A 15435-nucleotide genomic window follows, 5' to 3' on the forward strand; every position below is an offset into this window, starting at 1 on the left:
GTTTAACCCTCATACTTGATAACAACTATGTCACAGCCTAATCTTCCCAGTGAAATTGAAAATCGTAAAAGCGAACATCTGCGAGTTTGTATCGAAGAAGATGTAGAATTTCAACAACTTACAAACGGTTTAGAAAAATATCGCTTTACCCATTGTTGTCTTCCTGAACTTGACCGCAGCGATATTGAACTGGGGACAACCTTTTTGGGGAAATCTTTAAAAGCGCCAATTCTCATCTCTTCCATGACCGGAGGAACGGAATTAGCCCATTTAGTCAATACTCGATTGGCAACGGTCGCTCAACGTTATGGTTTAGCGATGGGGGTGGGTTCTCAACGCATCGCACTCGAACAACCGGAATTAGCGCCGACCTTTGCAGTCCGTTCTCTAGCGCCAGATATTCTCCTGTTAGCGAATTTAGGGGCTGTACAGTTAAATTACAGCTGCGGTTTAGAAGACTGTTTAAAACTGGTGGAATTATTAGAAGCTGATGCCTTAATTTTGCATCTCAATCCTTTACAAGAATGGGTGCAATCGGAAGGCGATTCTAATTTTAAAGGGTTACTCGCTAAAATAGAGCAAATTTGCGCTCAATTACCCGTTCCCGTCATCGCCAAGGAAGTCGGAAATGGCATCTCTGCGGTGATGGCCAAAAAATTAATTGAAGCCGGAGTCGCCGCGATTGATGTGGCGGGGGCCGGAGGCACGTCCTGGGCCAAAGTCGAAAGCCAAAGAGCCAAAGACAACAGACAAAGGCATCTCGGACAAGTTTTTGCCGATTGGGGTTTGCCTACGGCTGAATGTATTACCGCCATTCGGTCCCTCAATTCAACCATTCCTTTAATTGCTTCTGGTGGCTTAAAAAATGGCTTAGATATTGCCAAATCTATCGCTCTAGGAGCCGATTTAGGAGGGTTGGCTCGACCGTTTCTCGTAGCAGCGATTGAATCAGAAGCCGCCGTTGATGAGTTAGTAAAATTTTTAATTGCTGAACTTGAAATTGTTTTATTTTGTACCGGAAATCCTAATTTATCCGCCCTTAAACATTCAGGAGCCTTAAAACCATGTTAAAGTTTTCAATGGAATTGTGTTATCCCCAGCTTGATGTCAAAACTTTAAGCGTTGGCACTTTGGGTCCCAAAGAAACCAGCAGCGAACAAACCTTAAATTATCTAATTTCTCAATGGAAATTACAACAGATTTCGGTTAGTAGTCATTTATTTGATAGCTTTACAGATTTAAAAGAATCTTTACTCGACAATCAGATAGATTTGGCGTTAGTACCCCATGCCTATGAAAGAATTAATGATTTCTATATGGAACCGAATTTTAAACTAGGTTTTATCTTCACCTATCCCACACCCGTTTACGGATTAGCCAAGCGAAAAAATGAAGAAATTGTTGTAGAAAATTGTACCCTGGTTACTCATCCCGCTCCTCTTCCTTTACTTCCCTATTTATTACCTAGCGACCTTAATCAAAACAAGATTAAAATCAAATTTGTGAATTCTACCAGTGTTGCCGCTATTCAAGTTAAACAGGGGTTGGCAGATTTAGCCATTACCAATGAAAATGCCCTCCGAGAACATGATTTAGAATTTATTTCACAATATGGTAAAATTGAGATGAGTTGGTCTTTATTTCACAAAAAGGAAAACACCATGATTCAAAATATTTATTTACCTGTGCATACCTAAAAAAGCTCCCTATCCGCTCAAAATAGTTGCCTTCATCACAGAAAAATAATTGAGAGTTTAAATCTCAATTTCATTTTGAACTTGTCACCTAAAATCATGTCTGAATTTTTCCCAATTCCCAAACCTATTAAACTCAATCCTCATGTAGAATTAGAGGTTTTTCAATGCCAAGATACCATTTTTCAATTATCCGTTATAGCTCCTAATGCTAAACTTGAATCCCACCAACATCCTGAAAGTCAAATTGGCATGGTACTCTCAGGAGAACTGGAACTGTATATTAAAGATGTGATTAAACCCTTGAGAGCTTTACAAGATATTCATGTCGCCGATGCTAATGTTTCCCATGGTTTTGTTAATCCCTTGTCAGAACCGATGATTGGATTTGATCTTAAACGGATTACCTCTTCTTTACCTTCAGAAGACGTTTTATTAACCCTATCAAACAACCAAGATAAAATCACTCATTTACCTTGTCAATCGGCTAAGGGTTCTTGGTTTGAAATCGTGATGATGAAAATACCTTCTGGTTATTCCATTCCCCCACATCAAGGTGAGCAAGAAGAAATCGGATTTATTTTGAATGGAAAATTAGAAATTTTCATAGAAAATGAAGAACAGTGTTTAGAATATGGTCAAATTTATTATGCTCCTTCAAAAGTTTTAAAAAAAGGATATAATTCATCGAATCAAGATATTAATTTGATTAAAATTTTAATTTAGTTCGTTTTAGAATTTTAAGTTTAACCACAAAATGCTAGGAGAAAGTTTATGAATTTAGGATTAAAAGATAAAGTGGCTTTGATTACGGGAAGTAGTGCAGGAATTGGGTTTACCATTGCTGAAAAATTAGCAGAAGAAGGCTGTCACTTAATTATTTGTGGTCGCAATTCCCAACGCTTAGAACAAGCTTATCAATCTCTGGCTCAAGCTTATCCTGCCCAACAAATTCTGCGTTTAGTAGCTGATGTCCATCAAGCTCAAGATTCTGAACAATTAATACAGGACTCTTTAAATCAATATGGCAAAATTGACATTTTAGTCAATAATTCTGAAGGAGCTAACTTTGCTGAAAATTTAATTGAAAACCTTTCCGATGAAGATTGGTTAAACGTTTTTCAAGGAAAATTAATCGGTTATATTCGCTTAACCAATTTAGTATTACCGATTATGAAAAAACAACATTGGGGAAGAATTGTTAATATCATTGGCACATCGGGAAAAGAGCCCTCCCCTCGTTTAGTTAAATCCGGTGTTGTCAATGCAGCTTTAATGAATTTTACCAAATCAGTAGCTAGACAAACCGCCCCCTATAATGTTTTAATTAATAGTGTTAACCCCGGCATTATTGACACCCCTAGACATCGAGAATATTTAGAAATTTATGCCAAAAAGGAGGGAACTACCCCAGATTTAATCCGAGAAAGAATTCTAAAAACAATTCCCATGAATCGGATTGGTACGACTGAAGAATTTGCTAATCTCGTTGTATTTTTAGCTTCAGAATGTGCGAGTTATATAACGGGAATTACTATTCCCCTCGATGGGGGTTTATCCTCGTCAGCATTTTAAACTTATCCATCAAGTAAAAATCCACAAGCACAAGGTTCATGAATAGCCAATCTAAATCTCAAATGTTAGACAGATTTGTTCCCTATTATCCGACTAAAGATACTCGTAACTCTCCCATTTTTTCCAGTATTATTAATAATTTTAATATTTGGAGGCTGCAACGCAAATTTAAACAGGAGATTCAACAACCTTCGGTGATCCTAGTTTATCAAATGGGTAAAGTTGGTTCTGCTAATCCTTATCTTGCCATTAAAAAAACTTTTGCAGGAAAAGCGGTGTATCATGTTCATAATTTAAATCCAGAAATTGTTGCCAAAATTTGGGATAAAATTAATCCTACTAGCGAGGGGGTGGAAGGAACCACAGAGACACAGAGGACACAAAGATCGATCGATCATATTGTAAGTTAAACTTATCACACAGAACCTAGAAGAGCCTTAAAGGTAATTCGTTCTAAATTTGATTCAAGAAACTCACGCACATTTTTATTTAATCTATTGGGAAAAACAATGGTCACACCTCAACAATCTAAGGTTAGTAAAAAAGATATTGAATCCATTTATCCCCTTTCTACCATGCAGCAGGGGATGCTATTTCATTCTTTATATAATCCAGAATCAAAGACGTATTTATCACAAATTCAAATCACCTTGCAAGGCAATTTAGATATTAATGCGTTCCAACAAGCTTGGCAAAAAGTAGTAGATAGACATAGTGTTTTACGGACTTGTTTTGCTTGGAAAAAAACCAAACAGCCTTTACAAATAGTTAGAAAAAATGTCACCTTGCCTTGGTTTAATTATGATTGGCGATCGCATTCTCCCGCCGAACAAGAAACTAAATTTCAGAAATTATTAACCTCTGATAAAGAGCAATATTTTGAATTAGATAAAATCCCCTTAATTCGATGTCATTTAATTCAAGTCGAAGATCAAAAATATGAATTTATTAATACTGGACATCATATTTTATTAGATGGTTGGTCAACAGCAATTCTGTTGAAAGAAGTTTTCGAGTTTTACGCTGGACTCATCAACCATCAACCCGTCAATTTACCGACACCTCGCCCTTACCAAGACTATATTAATTGGGTACAACAGCAAGATCAAACTCAGTCCGAACGCTTTTGGCGACAAAATCTTCAAGGTTTTACCTCTCCGACCCCATTAGTAGTTGATAAACCGTTAAATCCTCTTGTTAATCAAAGTAAAAATTATCTTGATCAAAAATCAAAACTTTCTCCAGAAATTACCAGTCGTCTGAAATTACTCGCCCAAGAATATCGCCTTACTCTTTCTACCTTCATTCAAGGAGCTTGGGCTTTATTATTGCATCATTATAGTAGTGAATCTGATATTGTATTTGGGGCAACAGTTTCGGGGCGACCGCCCAATTTTACAGGGATTGAATCGATGGTGGGGGTGTTTTTAAATACCTTACCCGTTCGCATCCAAATTGAGCCTCAACTTGAATTATTAACTTGGTTTCAACAATTACAACAAGAGCATTTAGAACGAGAGCAATATAGTTATAGTTCTCTAATTGATATTCAAAAATGGAGTGAAATTCCTTCCCCTCATTCAGTTTTTGAAAGTTTTGTTGTCTTTGAAAATTTACCCTTTAGCGACAATGATAGTGAGAATTTAGGCGGTTTACAAGTTGGTGAAATGCAAGATTATGGCAATGCTGATTACCCCTTAACGGTTATTGTCACCCCTGGAGAAGCCTTAAGTATTAAAATTATTTATCCTCAAGAACGATTTGAAAATGACACCATTGAAAGGATGTTAGGTCATTTTAAAACCTTATTAGAAGGAATCGCCATTAATCCCCATCGTCGGATTCAAGACTTACCTTTATTAACGGAAGCTGAACATCAATTATTATTAATTGAATGGAATCAAACTGCGCCTCAAAAGCATCTAAAACAGTGCGTTCATCAATTATTTGAGCAACAAACTCTCAAAACTCCTTCAGCCATTGCCGTTGTTTTTCAAGAGCAACAATTAACCTACCAAGAACTGAATAAATCTGCTAATCAACTGGCTCATTATTTACAAAAAATTGGGGTTAGTTCTCAATCTTTAGTGGGGATTTGTTTAGAAAGGTCTGTTAATATGGTGATTGCCGTTTTAGCAGTGTTAAAAGTAGGCGGCGTTTGTGTTCCCCTAGACCCAACCTATCCTCAAGAAAGACTTTCTTACATCCTGCAAGATACCCAACTTAAAACCCTCTTAACCGAAAAAAATTGTCAATTACTCTTAAACAGTGAAACCATTTCTCAACGGATTTTATTGGATGAACAAGGTTCAGAAATTGCCTTAGAACCCAAGAATAATCCCGGCAACCCCGTTAGTTTAAAGGATTTGGCTTATATTATTTATAGTTCAGGATCTACGGGTGTACCTAAAGGGATTATGATCCTGCATCAATCCTTAACGAATATTATTGAGCATCATCAATTAAAAACGTCATCCGAAAGGAATTTCTTACAATTTGCTCCCTTTAATTTCGATGTCAGCTATCACGAAATCTTTGCCGCTTTGTGTTTAGGGGGAAGCTTATTTATTGTTCCAGAAGATTCTCGCTTAGACCTGGCTAAATTAAGTCAATTGTTAGCAAATAAACCCATTCATAAAGCGATTTTGCCCGTTACTTTGTTACAACAATTAATTGAAACCTATAGTGAGGAAACCTACTTATTTGCTAACTTGCGTGAAATTATTTCAGCTGGAGAGCAATTACAAATTACTCCAACGATGATTTCTACATTCAAAAAACTCGAACATTGTACCCTTTACAATTATTATGGACCCACAGAAGCAGATATCGTTACCAGTTATACCTTTGACCCTAATCCTGAGCTTTGGCCGAAGTATATTCCCATTGGTAAACCCGCGATTAATGTGCAAGTTTATATTTTAAATTCCCATCTTCAACCCGTACCTATCGGAGTGACTGGGGAGCTATATGTTGCGGGTGGCGGTTTAGCGCGGGGTTATTTCAATAATCCCCAATTAACCCAAGAAAAATTTATTCCTAATCCCTTTAGCGATAATTCATTGTTGTATAAAACTGGAGATTTAGCTCGTTATTTACCCAATGGAGACATTGAATATTTAGGAAGAATTGATGATGTGGTGAAAGTTAGAGGTTATAGAATTGAATTAGGGGAAGTAGAAACTATTTTAAATCAACATCCTCAAATTGCCCAAGCCATTGCTACAGTTCAGGGAGAAACAGCTAGAGAAAAATATTTAGCCGCTTATTTTATTCCCCGTTCAGGTGAAACCGTAAACCAAGTTGAATTACGTCATTTCCTTGAAAACTGGCTACCCGATTATATGATTCCCTCTGCTTTTGTTGTGATGGAATCTTTTCAACTCAGTCCTAACGGTAAAGTTAATCGAAAAGTCTTACCAATACCCGATAAAAACCCCTTATCGTTAACTCAAAATTATGTCGCTCCTCGAACTGCAATTGAAGAAGTTTTAGCAGGAATTTGGGCAGAAATTTTAGAAGTCGAACGAGTTGGGATTGAAGACGATTTCTTTCTGTTAGGTGGGCATTCTTTAAAAGCAATTCAACTGATTAGTAAAATCCGTCAAACCTTAGAAATTGAAGTTTCTGTGCGTCAACTTTTTAATCACTCAACTATCAGCCAATTAACTCAAGTCATGATTGAATTAGTGGGGAATGAAGGGTTACTAAATGAAATTGCCGTAACAGTTCAAGAAATTTCCCAACTTTCACCAGAAGAAGTTCAAGCTTTATTATCTCAAAGCTGAACCTAAATGACTTAATATTTCTATAATGGACATTGATTTAAACTGAAGGAAAAAAATGACAAATCATCTCTTTGATTTAACAGGTAAAGTTGCAATTATCACGGGTGCTGCCCGAGGAATTGGTCGGGTATTAGCGCAAGGGTTAGCACAAGCTGGAGCTAAGGTGGTAATTGGTGATATTAATCAAGTTGGTGCTGAACAAACGGTTCAACTGATTCAAGAAGCAGGAGGTGAGGCCATCGCAATTAAGACCGATGTTCGTCAACGTCAAGCTTGTCAGAATTTAATTAACCAGGCGGTTGCTCATTATGGTCAACTCGATATTATGGTCTGTAATGCAGGGGTTGAAATTCTCAAAAACACTGATGAATTAGAGGAATTTGAATGGGATCAGGTTATTAATGTTGACTTAAAAGGTTATTTTAATTGCGCTCAACTCGCAACCAAACAAATGATCAAACAAGGAACAAAGGGATCAATTATTATGAATTCTTCTATCTGTGCTTTCGTTGCTGTTCCCAAATCTTCAGGAGCATATAGCGCCGCAAAAGGTGGGGTCAATCAATTAGTAAAATCCCTAGCGGTCGAATTAGCTAGTCACAAAATTCGAGTCAATGCTTTTGCACCGGGGTATATGAATAATATGATGGAAGGAACAGAAGGTTTACGTTCAACTTCCAATGAAATGGACGAATTATATACTAGAATTCCCATGAAACGAACCGGAGATTTAGAAGAGTTAATTGGCCCTGTCGTGTTTTTAGCGTCTGAAGCTTCCTCTTATGTCACTGGAGCAATTTTAATGGTAGATGGAGGTTATACCGCTATTTAGCATCAATAATTAAACAATTTTGGTTCTTCGTTACTTGGTATGGTTCGATAGGGGGGCATAAATCGACTAAATCCTTATCTGGCAAGAGACTTAATTGATTAGTTCGCTCTAGAAAAAAAACAATTAACAAAAATCGCTATTGTATCCATCAAACCAACCTTCACTAAATTAATCCTATTTAACCCATGTCAAAAATGAACCATAACTCTCAAGACAAACAGAAATTACTCAAGCTGTTACTACAAAAAAAAGGAATCGGTGTAAAAACAAATACGATACCTACTAGGAATCCATCTCAACTTGTACCGCTTTCTTTTTCTCAAGAACGACTTTGGTTTTTGTACCAATTAGAAGCTCAAGGCTATACCTATAATATGCCGTTTCGCTTTCAAATTGACGGCAATTTGGATATTGATATCTTTAGAAAAGCTTTAGAAACTATTAGGCAACGTCATGAAGTGTTGCAGACCTGTTTTCAAGAAGTTGACGAAATTCCCCGACAAATTATTAAACCGAAAATTCAGTTAAATTTGCCTTTAGTGGATTTACAGTCTTTATCTTCTGCGGAACAAACCCAAGAATTAGAGCGATTAACCGAACAAGAAATTTATACTCCCTTTGACTTAACCCAAGCTCCTTTAATGCGGACTTTTTTGGTTAAATTAAAAGCTGACTCTTATCTTTTATTTTTGAGTTTACACCATTCTATTTTTGATGGCTGGTCAATGAAAGTTTTACTACAAGAACTTTCTCATTTATATGAAGCTTTTTTACAAAAACAATCTAATCCTTTACCCGATTTACCTATTCAATATGGTGATTTTGCCGTTTGGCAAAGACAACAGTTACAAGGAGATAAACTCACCCAGGAAGTTAATTATTGGCAACAACAATTAACCGGAATTCCACCCTTATTAGAAATTCCCACTGATCATCCTCGTCCTCCCATACAAACGTTTAAAGGCAATAATTGTACATTTAAACTAAGTCCAGAATTAAGCCAACACCTGAAAAATATTAGCCAAACGTCAACCGCTACTTTGAATATGACGCTTTTAACGGCGTTTAATGTTTTATTATATCGCTATAGCCGTCAAGAAGATATTGTGATTGGGATTCCCAGTGGCAATCGACATTTTCCTGAAATTGAACCCTTAATTGGTTGCTTTGTTAATACCTTACCCATTCGCACTCAGTTTAAAGAAAATCTCTCATTTCAAGCTTTATTAAATCAAGTTAAACAAGTGGTTTTAGAAGCTTATGAATATCAAGATTTACCCTTAGAAAAGGTGGTAGAAGCGGTAAATCCTGAACGAAATATAAGTTATAGTCCTTTATTCCAAGTGATGTTTTCTTGGGAAGATATGCTGCACATTAATCATTTTTCGATGGCGGATTTAAAATTAACTCCCGTTCCGATGAATGCTTTAATTGCTCAATTTGATTTAACCTTAGCCATGCAAGAAACGACTGAGGGTTTAGTTGGATCGTTTGATTATAATTGCGCGTTGTTTAATCAAGACACGATTGAACGCATGATTACCCACTTTAAAACTTTATTAGAAGGAATTGCCGTTAATCCTGAACAATCGATTGAATTATTACCTATTTTACCTTTATCAGAACAAAAGTTATTAGCTCAATGGAATCAGACTAATATTGCTGAAAATCCCAAGGTTTGTATTCATGAATTATTTGAACATCAAGTTTTAAAAACTCCAACTGCGATCGCAATAGAATGGGGCAAGGAAAAATTTACCTATCAAGACTTAAATGATCGTGCCAATCAATTAGCTCATTATCTCCAATCTAAGGGGGTTAAAGTTGAATCATTAGTGGGTATTTGTTTAGAACAATCTGTATCTATTATTATCAGTTTTTTGGCAATTATTAAAACGGGTGCTGCTTATCTTGTTCTAGCTCCCAATTATCCCCAAGAGCGTTTAAACTATATCTTAAATGATGCTCAAGTCTCGGTATTAATCACTCAAAATACCTTGATTAATTTATTCCGTAATCATCAAGCAAAAGTAGTTTGTCTGGATACTGAAGAAAACTCAATTGCTAGTCAAAGTCAAAACAATTTATTTAACCCTATTCAGCCAAATAATTTAGCTTATATTATTTATACCTCTGGTTCAACAGGCACTCCTAAAGGGGTTATGATTGAACATCAAAGTTTAGTTAATCATAGCTTAGGAATCATTAAAGCCTATGATTTAACAAGTCGTGATCGAATTTTACAATTTGCTTCTTTTACCTTTGATGTAGCTGCTGAAGAAATTTATCCAACCTTTTTAACGGGTGCAACTTTAGTCATGCGTCCTGCATTAATGTTCACTTCTTTAGCTGATTTTACTCAATTTATTCAGCACAATCGTTTAACGATAATTAATCTTCCGGCTACTTATTGGCATGAATGGGTATTAGATTTATCTCAAACTTTAATAACTTTACCAGAAACCCTACGCTTAGTGATTACAGGAAGTGAAGAAGTATTAGCAGAGCGATTAATATTATGGCAAAAAATCCTATCAAATAGTCAACGAGAAGATATCACTTGGTTGAATGCCTATGGACCGACAGAAGCTACGATAACCAGCACAGTTTTTAATCCCAATTTCATTCATAAAATTGCTCAAATTCATTCTGTTGCCATTGGTAAACCGATTACAAATACACAGGTTTATATTTGTGATCGCTATTTGCAACAAGTCCCCATTGGAATACCAGGAGAACTGTTAATTGGAGGTTTAGGTTTGGCCAAAGGTTATCTCAATCGCGATGATTTAACCCGTGAAAAATTTATTACTCATGCTTTTAATTCATCAGAATATCAACGTTTCTACAAAACTGGAGATTTAGCTCGTTATTTACCCGATGGAAATATAGAGTTTTTAGGACGCATTGATAATCAAGTCAAAATTCGAGGGTTTCGCATTGAAATTGGCGAAATTGAAGCCGTATTAACTGAATACCCAGATGTCCGAGCGACGGCGGTAATTGTTCGAGAAGATCAAAAAAATAATAAACAATTAGTGGCTTATATTGTGCCAAAATCTCCATCCATTGATCCTGCAAAATTGCGAAGTTTTCTCAAACAGAAATTACCAGATTATATGATTCCAGCTTTCTTTGTACAGCTTCAAGAATTGCCCTTAATGAGTAGTGGGAAAATTGATCGTAACGCTTTACCCGCACCCACCGAAATTCAGGAGCAAAAAACGATGATTACACCCCGAACAGCTACGGAAAAAATTGTTGCTGAGATTTGGCAAGATGTTTTAGGGTTAAAGCAAATTAGTATTTTCGATAATTTCTTTGACTTAGGTGGTCATTCTTTAAAAGCTGCCCAAGTGATTTCTCGACTGCGAGAACAATTAGCTATTAATATTCCTTTAAACTATCTTTTTTCAGAACCGACGGTAGCAGGATTATCCTCTAATTTAGACTTGAATTTATCTGATGAAATTGAGAGCGATCAAATCCCAGATTGGCAAGTCGAAATTACCTTAGATCCCTCCATTCAACCGCCGAATCTTGTGGCTCCCTTTCCTCAAAAACCTGCTGATATTTTGCTAACAGGAGCTACGGGTTTTCTCGGAATTCATTTATTAGCTGAATTATTAGACAAAACAGAAGCTAATATTCATTGTTTAATTCGAGACAAAAGTTTAGAACAAGCTCAAGCGAAAATTTACCAGAAATTAAAAATCTTTCAATTATGGGATGAACAGAAAAGCTCTCGTATTATTCCTGTTATTGGTGATTTATCCCAAAAGCGTTTAGGAATGTGTGAACCAGATTTTCTGGACTTAGGGAATCAAATTGATGTGATTTATCATAATGGAGCTTGGGTTAATGCCATTTATCCCTATTCAATACTGAAACCCACTAATGTTTTAGGAACAGCAGAAATCTTGAGATTAGCGTGCTTAATTAAAACTAAACCTGTTCATTTTGTCTCAACGATTTCTATTTTTTCCCCCAGTTATGCTCAAGGAAACTTAATTCAAGAATCTGATCTTCTAGGTATAAATCATGGACTCAATGCTGGTTATACTCAAAGTAAATGGGTCGCTGAAAAATTAATCATGGAAGCTCGAAAGCGGGGACTTCCGATGACAATTTTTAGAGCATCTCGAATTATTGGACATAGTAAAACCGGAATTTGTAATAGAGAAGATTTGTTTTGTCGTCTGATTAAAGGGTGTATTCAATTAGGAATGATTCCTGATTTTGGTGACAGTACAGAAGACCTCACTCCTGTGGATTATGTGAGTGGTGCAATTGTACATTTAGCCAGTCAAGAAAGCTCTTTAGGGAAAGCATTTCATTTGTTGAATTCTCACCCAACCTTAAATCGTGACTTATTTGATTGTGTTCGGGAAATGGGTTATCCGTTGCAGTTGGTTTCTTTTGAAAAATGGCGATCGCATTTAACCGAACAATGTAAAATTAATACAGATAATGCTTTATCTCCGGTGTTAGATATTTTTTCAGATGAAAATTTATCGGCAGGTTATTCCCCCGAGTTGGATTCTCAAAATACGGTAATGGGGTTAAAGGGTACGGCCTTTAATTTTCCCCCGATTGATCACAAATTGTTAAAAACTTATTTTGCATATTTTACTAAAAGTGGGTTTTTAACACAATAAATGTCGATTTTATCACACCTCTAAATTCAAAAATCCAGATCATGAATTCCACGAGATCAATCTTATGTTTAACTTAAAACATAAATTATATTTATTAATTTCAAAATTTTTAGAAGAACAAGAACGGATCGAAAAACATAAAAAACTTTCCGACAATGCTACATTTCACAGTTCCGTCAAATTTATCGGAAAGTGTATAAACTGTAGGGAGGATAAAAGTCTAATTCAAATTGGAGAGAATACCATCATATTGGGTGAATTATTTTTATTTGCTCATGGTGGAAAAATAGAAATAGGTAAAAATTGTTATATTGGTGAAGGAACTCGAATTAGATCGGCCAATTCTATCAAAATTGGAAACGAAGTTATGATTTCCGATGATGTCAATATTTATGATACCGATGCTCATTCATTAAATTATATTTTAAGACAGAAAGAATTTGTGGAAGTAGTCATTTTGAATAATCTGATTAAGGATGCTAAGGATGTTGATATAAAATCTGCACCTGTGGTGATAGAAGATCATGTTTGGATTGGATTTAATGTTGGAATTCTTAAAGGAGTTACGATTGGGAAAGGAGCAATTATTGGAGCAGGTTCTGTTGTAACAAAAGATGTAGAACCTTTTACTGTTGTTGCTGGTAATCCTGCCAAAATTATCAAACGATTATGAATCTGATTCAATTCCGGTTAATATTCATTCCTGATCTGTAAAAAAGCCAGAAAATAGTAGTAATATAATTTGTGATAATAATGCAGATTTTTATGGTATGCTGAATTAGTGTCTAACTTAAGAGATAGACATTCAAAGTTCTAATGTCCCTCATTTTAGAGTAAGGAGAATCCTATGAATGTTGCTGAAAAAACCTCAGATAGTATAAATCTCAAAGAAGATGTCCGAACTTTCAATCAATCTCTTCAAGAATTTTTAAGATTTATTCAAGTTTATTGGTATCCTAAAGAACACCAGGATAGAGCCTTTTCACAGATTATTCGTTCCTGGGGAATGCTCGTTTTATTGTTTTTATTATTAGTGGGATTAGTAGGTCTTAATGCGTTTAATAGTTTTGTTTTTAGAGACTTAATTACCTTCACAGAAGCCAGGGATGTAGAAAAATTAACTCATCTTGTCATTATTTATGGGATTACCCTAGGTAGTATGACGTTTTTCGGAGGATTGTCCAAGTTTCTTAAACAACTAATTGCGCTGGATTGGTATCAATGGATCAATAGTAGTATCTTGCAAAAATATTTTAAAAATCGTGCTTATTATCAAATCAATTTTAAAAGAGATATTGAAAATCCAGATCAACGTTTATCCCAAGAAATTCAACCCATCACCAGAACAACGATGGACTTTTTAACAACCTGCGTCGAAAAACTCATGGAGATGATGGTTTTTATTGTCATCCTTTGGTCAATTTCTAGAACCATTTCTATAGTGCTTTTGGTTTATACGATTATTGGAAATATTCTTGCTACCTATATTACTCAACAATTAAATAAAGTCAGTAAACAACAATTAGAAACCGAAGGAACCTATAAATACGCCATTACTCATGTTCGGACTCACGCCGAATCAATTGCATTTTTTAGAGGGGAAGAAAAAGAGTTAAATATTATTCAAAGGAAGTTCAATCAGGTGATTAAAATTATAATTGAAAAAATTAATTGGGAAAGAAACCAAGAATTTTTTAACCGCGGCTATGAATCCATTGTTCAAATCTTCCCCTTCTTAATTGTCTCCCCATTATATATTAGTGGTAGAATTGAGTTTGGACAAGTTAACCAAGCCAGCTATTGTTGCTATTTCTTTTCCACAGCTTTATCTGTGTTAGTCGATGAATTTGGACGCTCCGGTGAGTTTATCAATTATATTGAACGGTTAGAAGATTTCTCCCAAGCGTTAGAGGATGTAAGCGAACAAAAAACCCCTGTTAATACCATTAAAGTTATTGAAAATAACAATCTAGCTTTTGATGATGTCACCTTACAAACTCCCGATGCCGCTAAAGTGATTGTTGAACATTTATCCCTGTCCGTTGAACCAGGGGAAGGTTTATTAATTGTTGGGCCAAGTGGTCGAGGAAAAAGTTCTCTTTTACGCGCTATTTCTGGGTTATGGAATACAGGTACAGGTCATTTGATGCGACCTCCCCTCGACGATTTATTATTTTTACCCCAACGTCCTTACATCATTTTGGGAAACCTGCGCGAACAGCTAATTTATCCTCAAACGACAACGGAGATGAGTGAATCCCAATTAAAAGAAATCTTACAAGAAGTTAACCTGCAAGATGTTCTTAATCGCATCAAAAATTTTGATGAGGAAGTGGATTGGGAAAATATTTTATCTTTAGGAGAACAACAGCGTCTAGCCTTTGCGCGACTATTCGTTAATCAGCCAGATTTTGTGATTTTAGATGAAGCCACCAGTGCTTTAGATTTAAAAAATGAAGATCATTTATATAAACAGTTACAACAAACTGGCAAGACCTTTATTAGTGTCGGACATCGAGAAAGTTTGTTTAACTATCATCAAAGGGTTTTGGAACTTTCCGAGGATTCTACTTGGCGTTTAATGAGCATGGCAGACTATCATCCATCAGCAGCGATTGCAACTCATACCAACAATGAGCAAACCGTTGATGAAACGATAGAAATTGTCTCTGAAATAAACAATCAAGACAATTTTACCCATCAAGAAATGCAAAAACTGACCAACTATAGCTTAAGTACCATCAAAAATAAAGCCAGTCGAGGTCAAACGATTGTTGCCAATGATGGCATGAGCTATCGTTATGACAAAACCCTTGATATTGCCAAATGGGTGAGAGTTTAGCTTCTCAGGGAGCTTCGATTGAACCTAAAAAGGTATCTTGCCGCAG

10 protein-coding genes are annotated in these 15435 nt (G+C 35.9%); all 10 read left to right on the forward strand.

From position 1 onward, the window contains the following. Positions 1-27 precede the first annotated feature (27 nt). The 10 genes from fni to EWV66_RS18765 all read left to right on the forward strand — a co-directional run bounded on the left by fni (position 28) and on the right by EWV66_RS18765 (position 15389). Positions 28-1071, forward strand: coding sequence for a type 2 isopentenyl-diphosphate Delta-isomerase (gene fni / locus EWV66_RS18720; RefSeq protein WP_271989433.1), 1044 nt, complete (start codon positions 28-30; stop codon positions 1069-1071). Beyond that, positions 1065-1697: a LysR family transcriptional regulator gene (locus tag EWV66_RS18725; RefSeq protein WP_271989432.1), complete on the forward strand. Its 633-nt coding sequence runs from the start codon at positions 1065-1067 to the stop codon at positions 1695-1697. Before fni ends, EWV66_RS18725 begins: the two co-directional genes overlap by 7 nt. Before the next feature lie 96 nt (positions 1698-1793). Then, positions 1794-2420, forward strand: coding sequence for a cupin domain-containing protein (locus tag EWV66_RS18730; protein WP_287107306.1), 627 nt, complete (start codon positions 1794-1796; stop codon positions 2418-2420). Positions 2421-2468: 48 nt separating this feature from the next. After that, the gene (locus EWV66_RS18735; RefSeq protein WP_287107305.1) at positions 2469-3269 is read left to right on the forward strand and encodes an SDR family oxidoreductase; all 801 of its coding nucleotides are present in this window, start codon (positions 2469-2471) and stop codon (positions 3267-3269) included. A 38-nt stretch (positions 3270-3307) separates the two neighbouring features. Continuing rightward, a complete protein-coding gene (locus tag EWV66_RS18740) occupies positions 3308-3679 on the forward strand; it encodes a capsular polysaccharide biosynthesis protein (RefSeq protein WP_287107304.1) in 372 nt (123 codons plus the stop codon). Positions 3680-3778: 99 nt separating this feature from the next. Continuing rightward, the gene (locus EWV66_RS18745; protein ID WP_287107303.1) at positions 3779-7057 is read left to right on the forward strand and encodes a non-ribosomal peptide synthetase; all 3279 of its coding nucleotides are present in this window, start codon (positions 3779-3781) and stop codon (positions 7055-7057) included. Positions 7058-7112: 55 nt separating this feature from the next. Next, positions 7113-7889, forward strand: a complete 777-nt coding sequence (locus EWV66_RS18750; protein WP_052275369.1) for an SDR family NAD(P)-dependent oxidoreductase — start codon at positions 7113-7115, stop codon at positions 7887-7889. A gap of 185 nt (positions 7890-8074) precedes the next feature. Further along, the gene (locus EWV66_RS18755) at positions 8075-12547 is read left to right on the forward strand and encodes a non-ribosomal peptide synthetase family protein (protein ID WP_353734425.1); all 4473 of its coding nucleotides are present in this window, start codon (positions 8075-8077) and stop codon (positions 12545-12547) included. Between the two features lie 64 nt (positions 12548-12611). Next, positions 12612-13220, forward strand: coding sequence for an acyltransferase (locus EWV66_RS18760; protein WP_185236811.1), 609 nt, complete (start codon positions 12612-12614; stop codon positions 13218-13220). A gap of 174 nt (positions 13221-13394) precedes the next feature. Continuing rightward, positions 13395-15389 (forward strand): ABC transporter ATP-binding protein/permease, encoded by a 1995-nt coding sequence (locus tag EWV66_RS18765; protein WP_287107301.1) that lies wholly within the window; start codon positions 13395-13397, stop codon positions 15387-15389. Positions 15390-15435 lie beyond the last annotated feature (46 nt).

Origin of the sequence: Microcystis sp. M_OC_Ca_00000000_C217Col, from assembly GCF_007095585.1 — a bacterium.
Classification (GTDB): Bacteria; Cyanobacteriota; Cyanobacteriia; order Cyanobacteriales; family Microcystaceae; genus Microcystis; species Microcystis panniformis.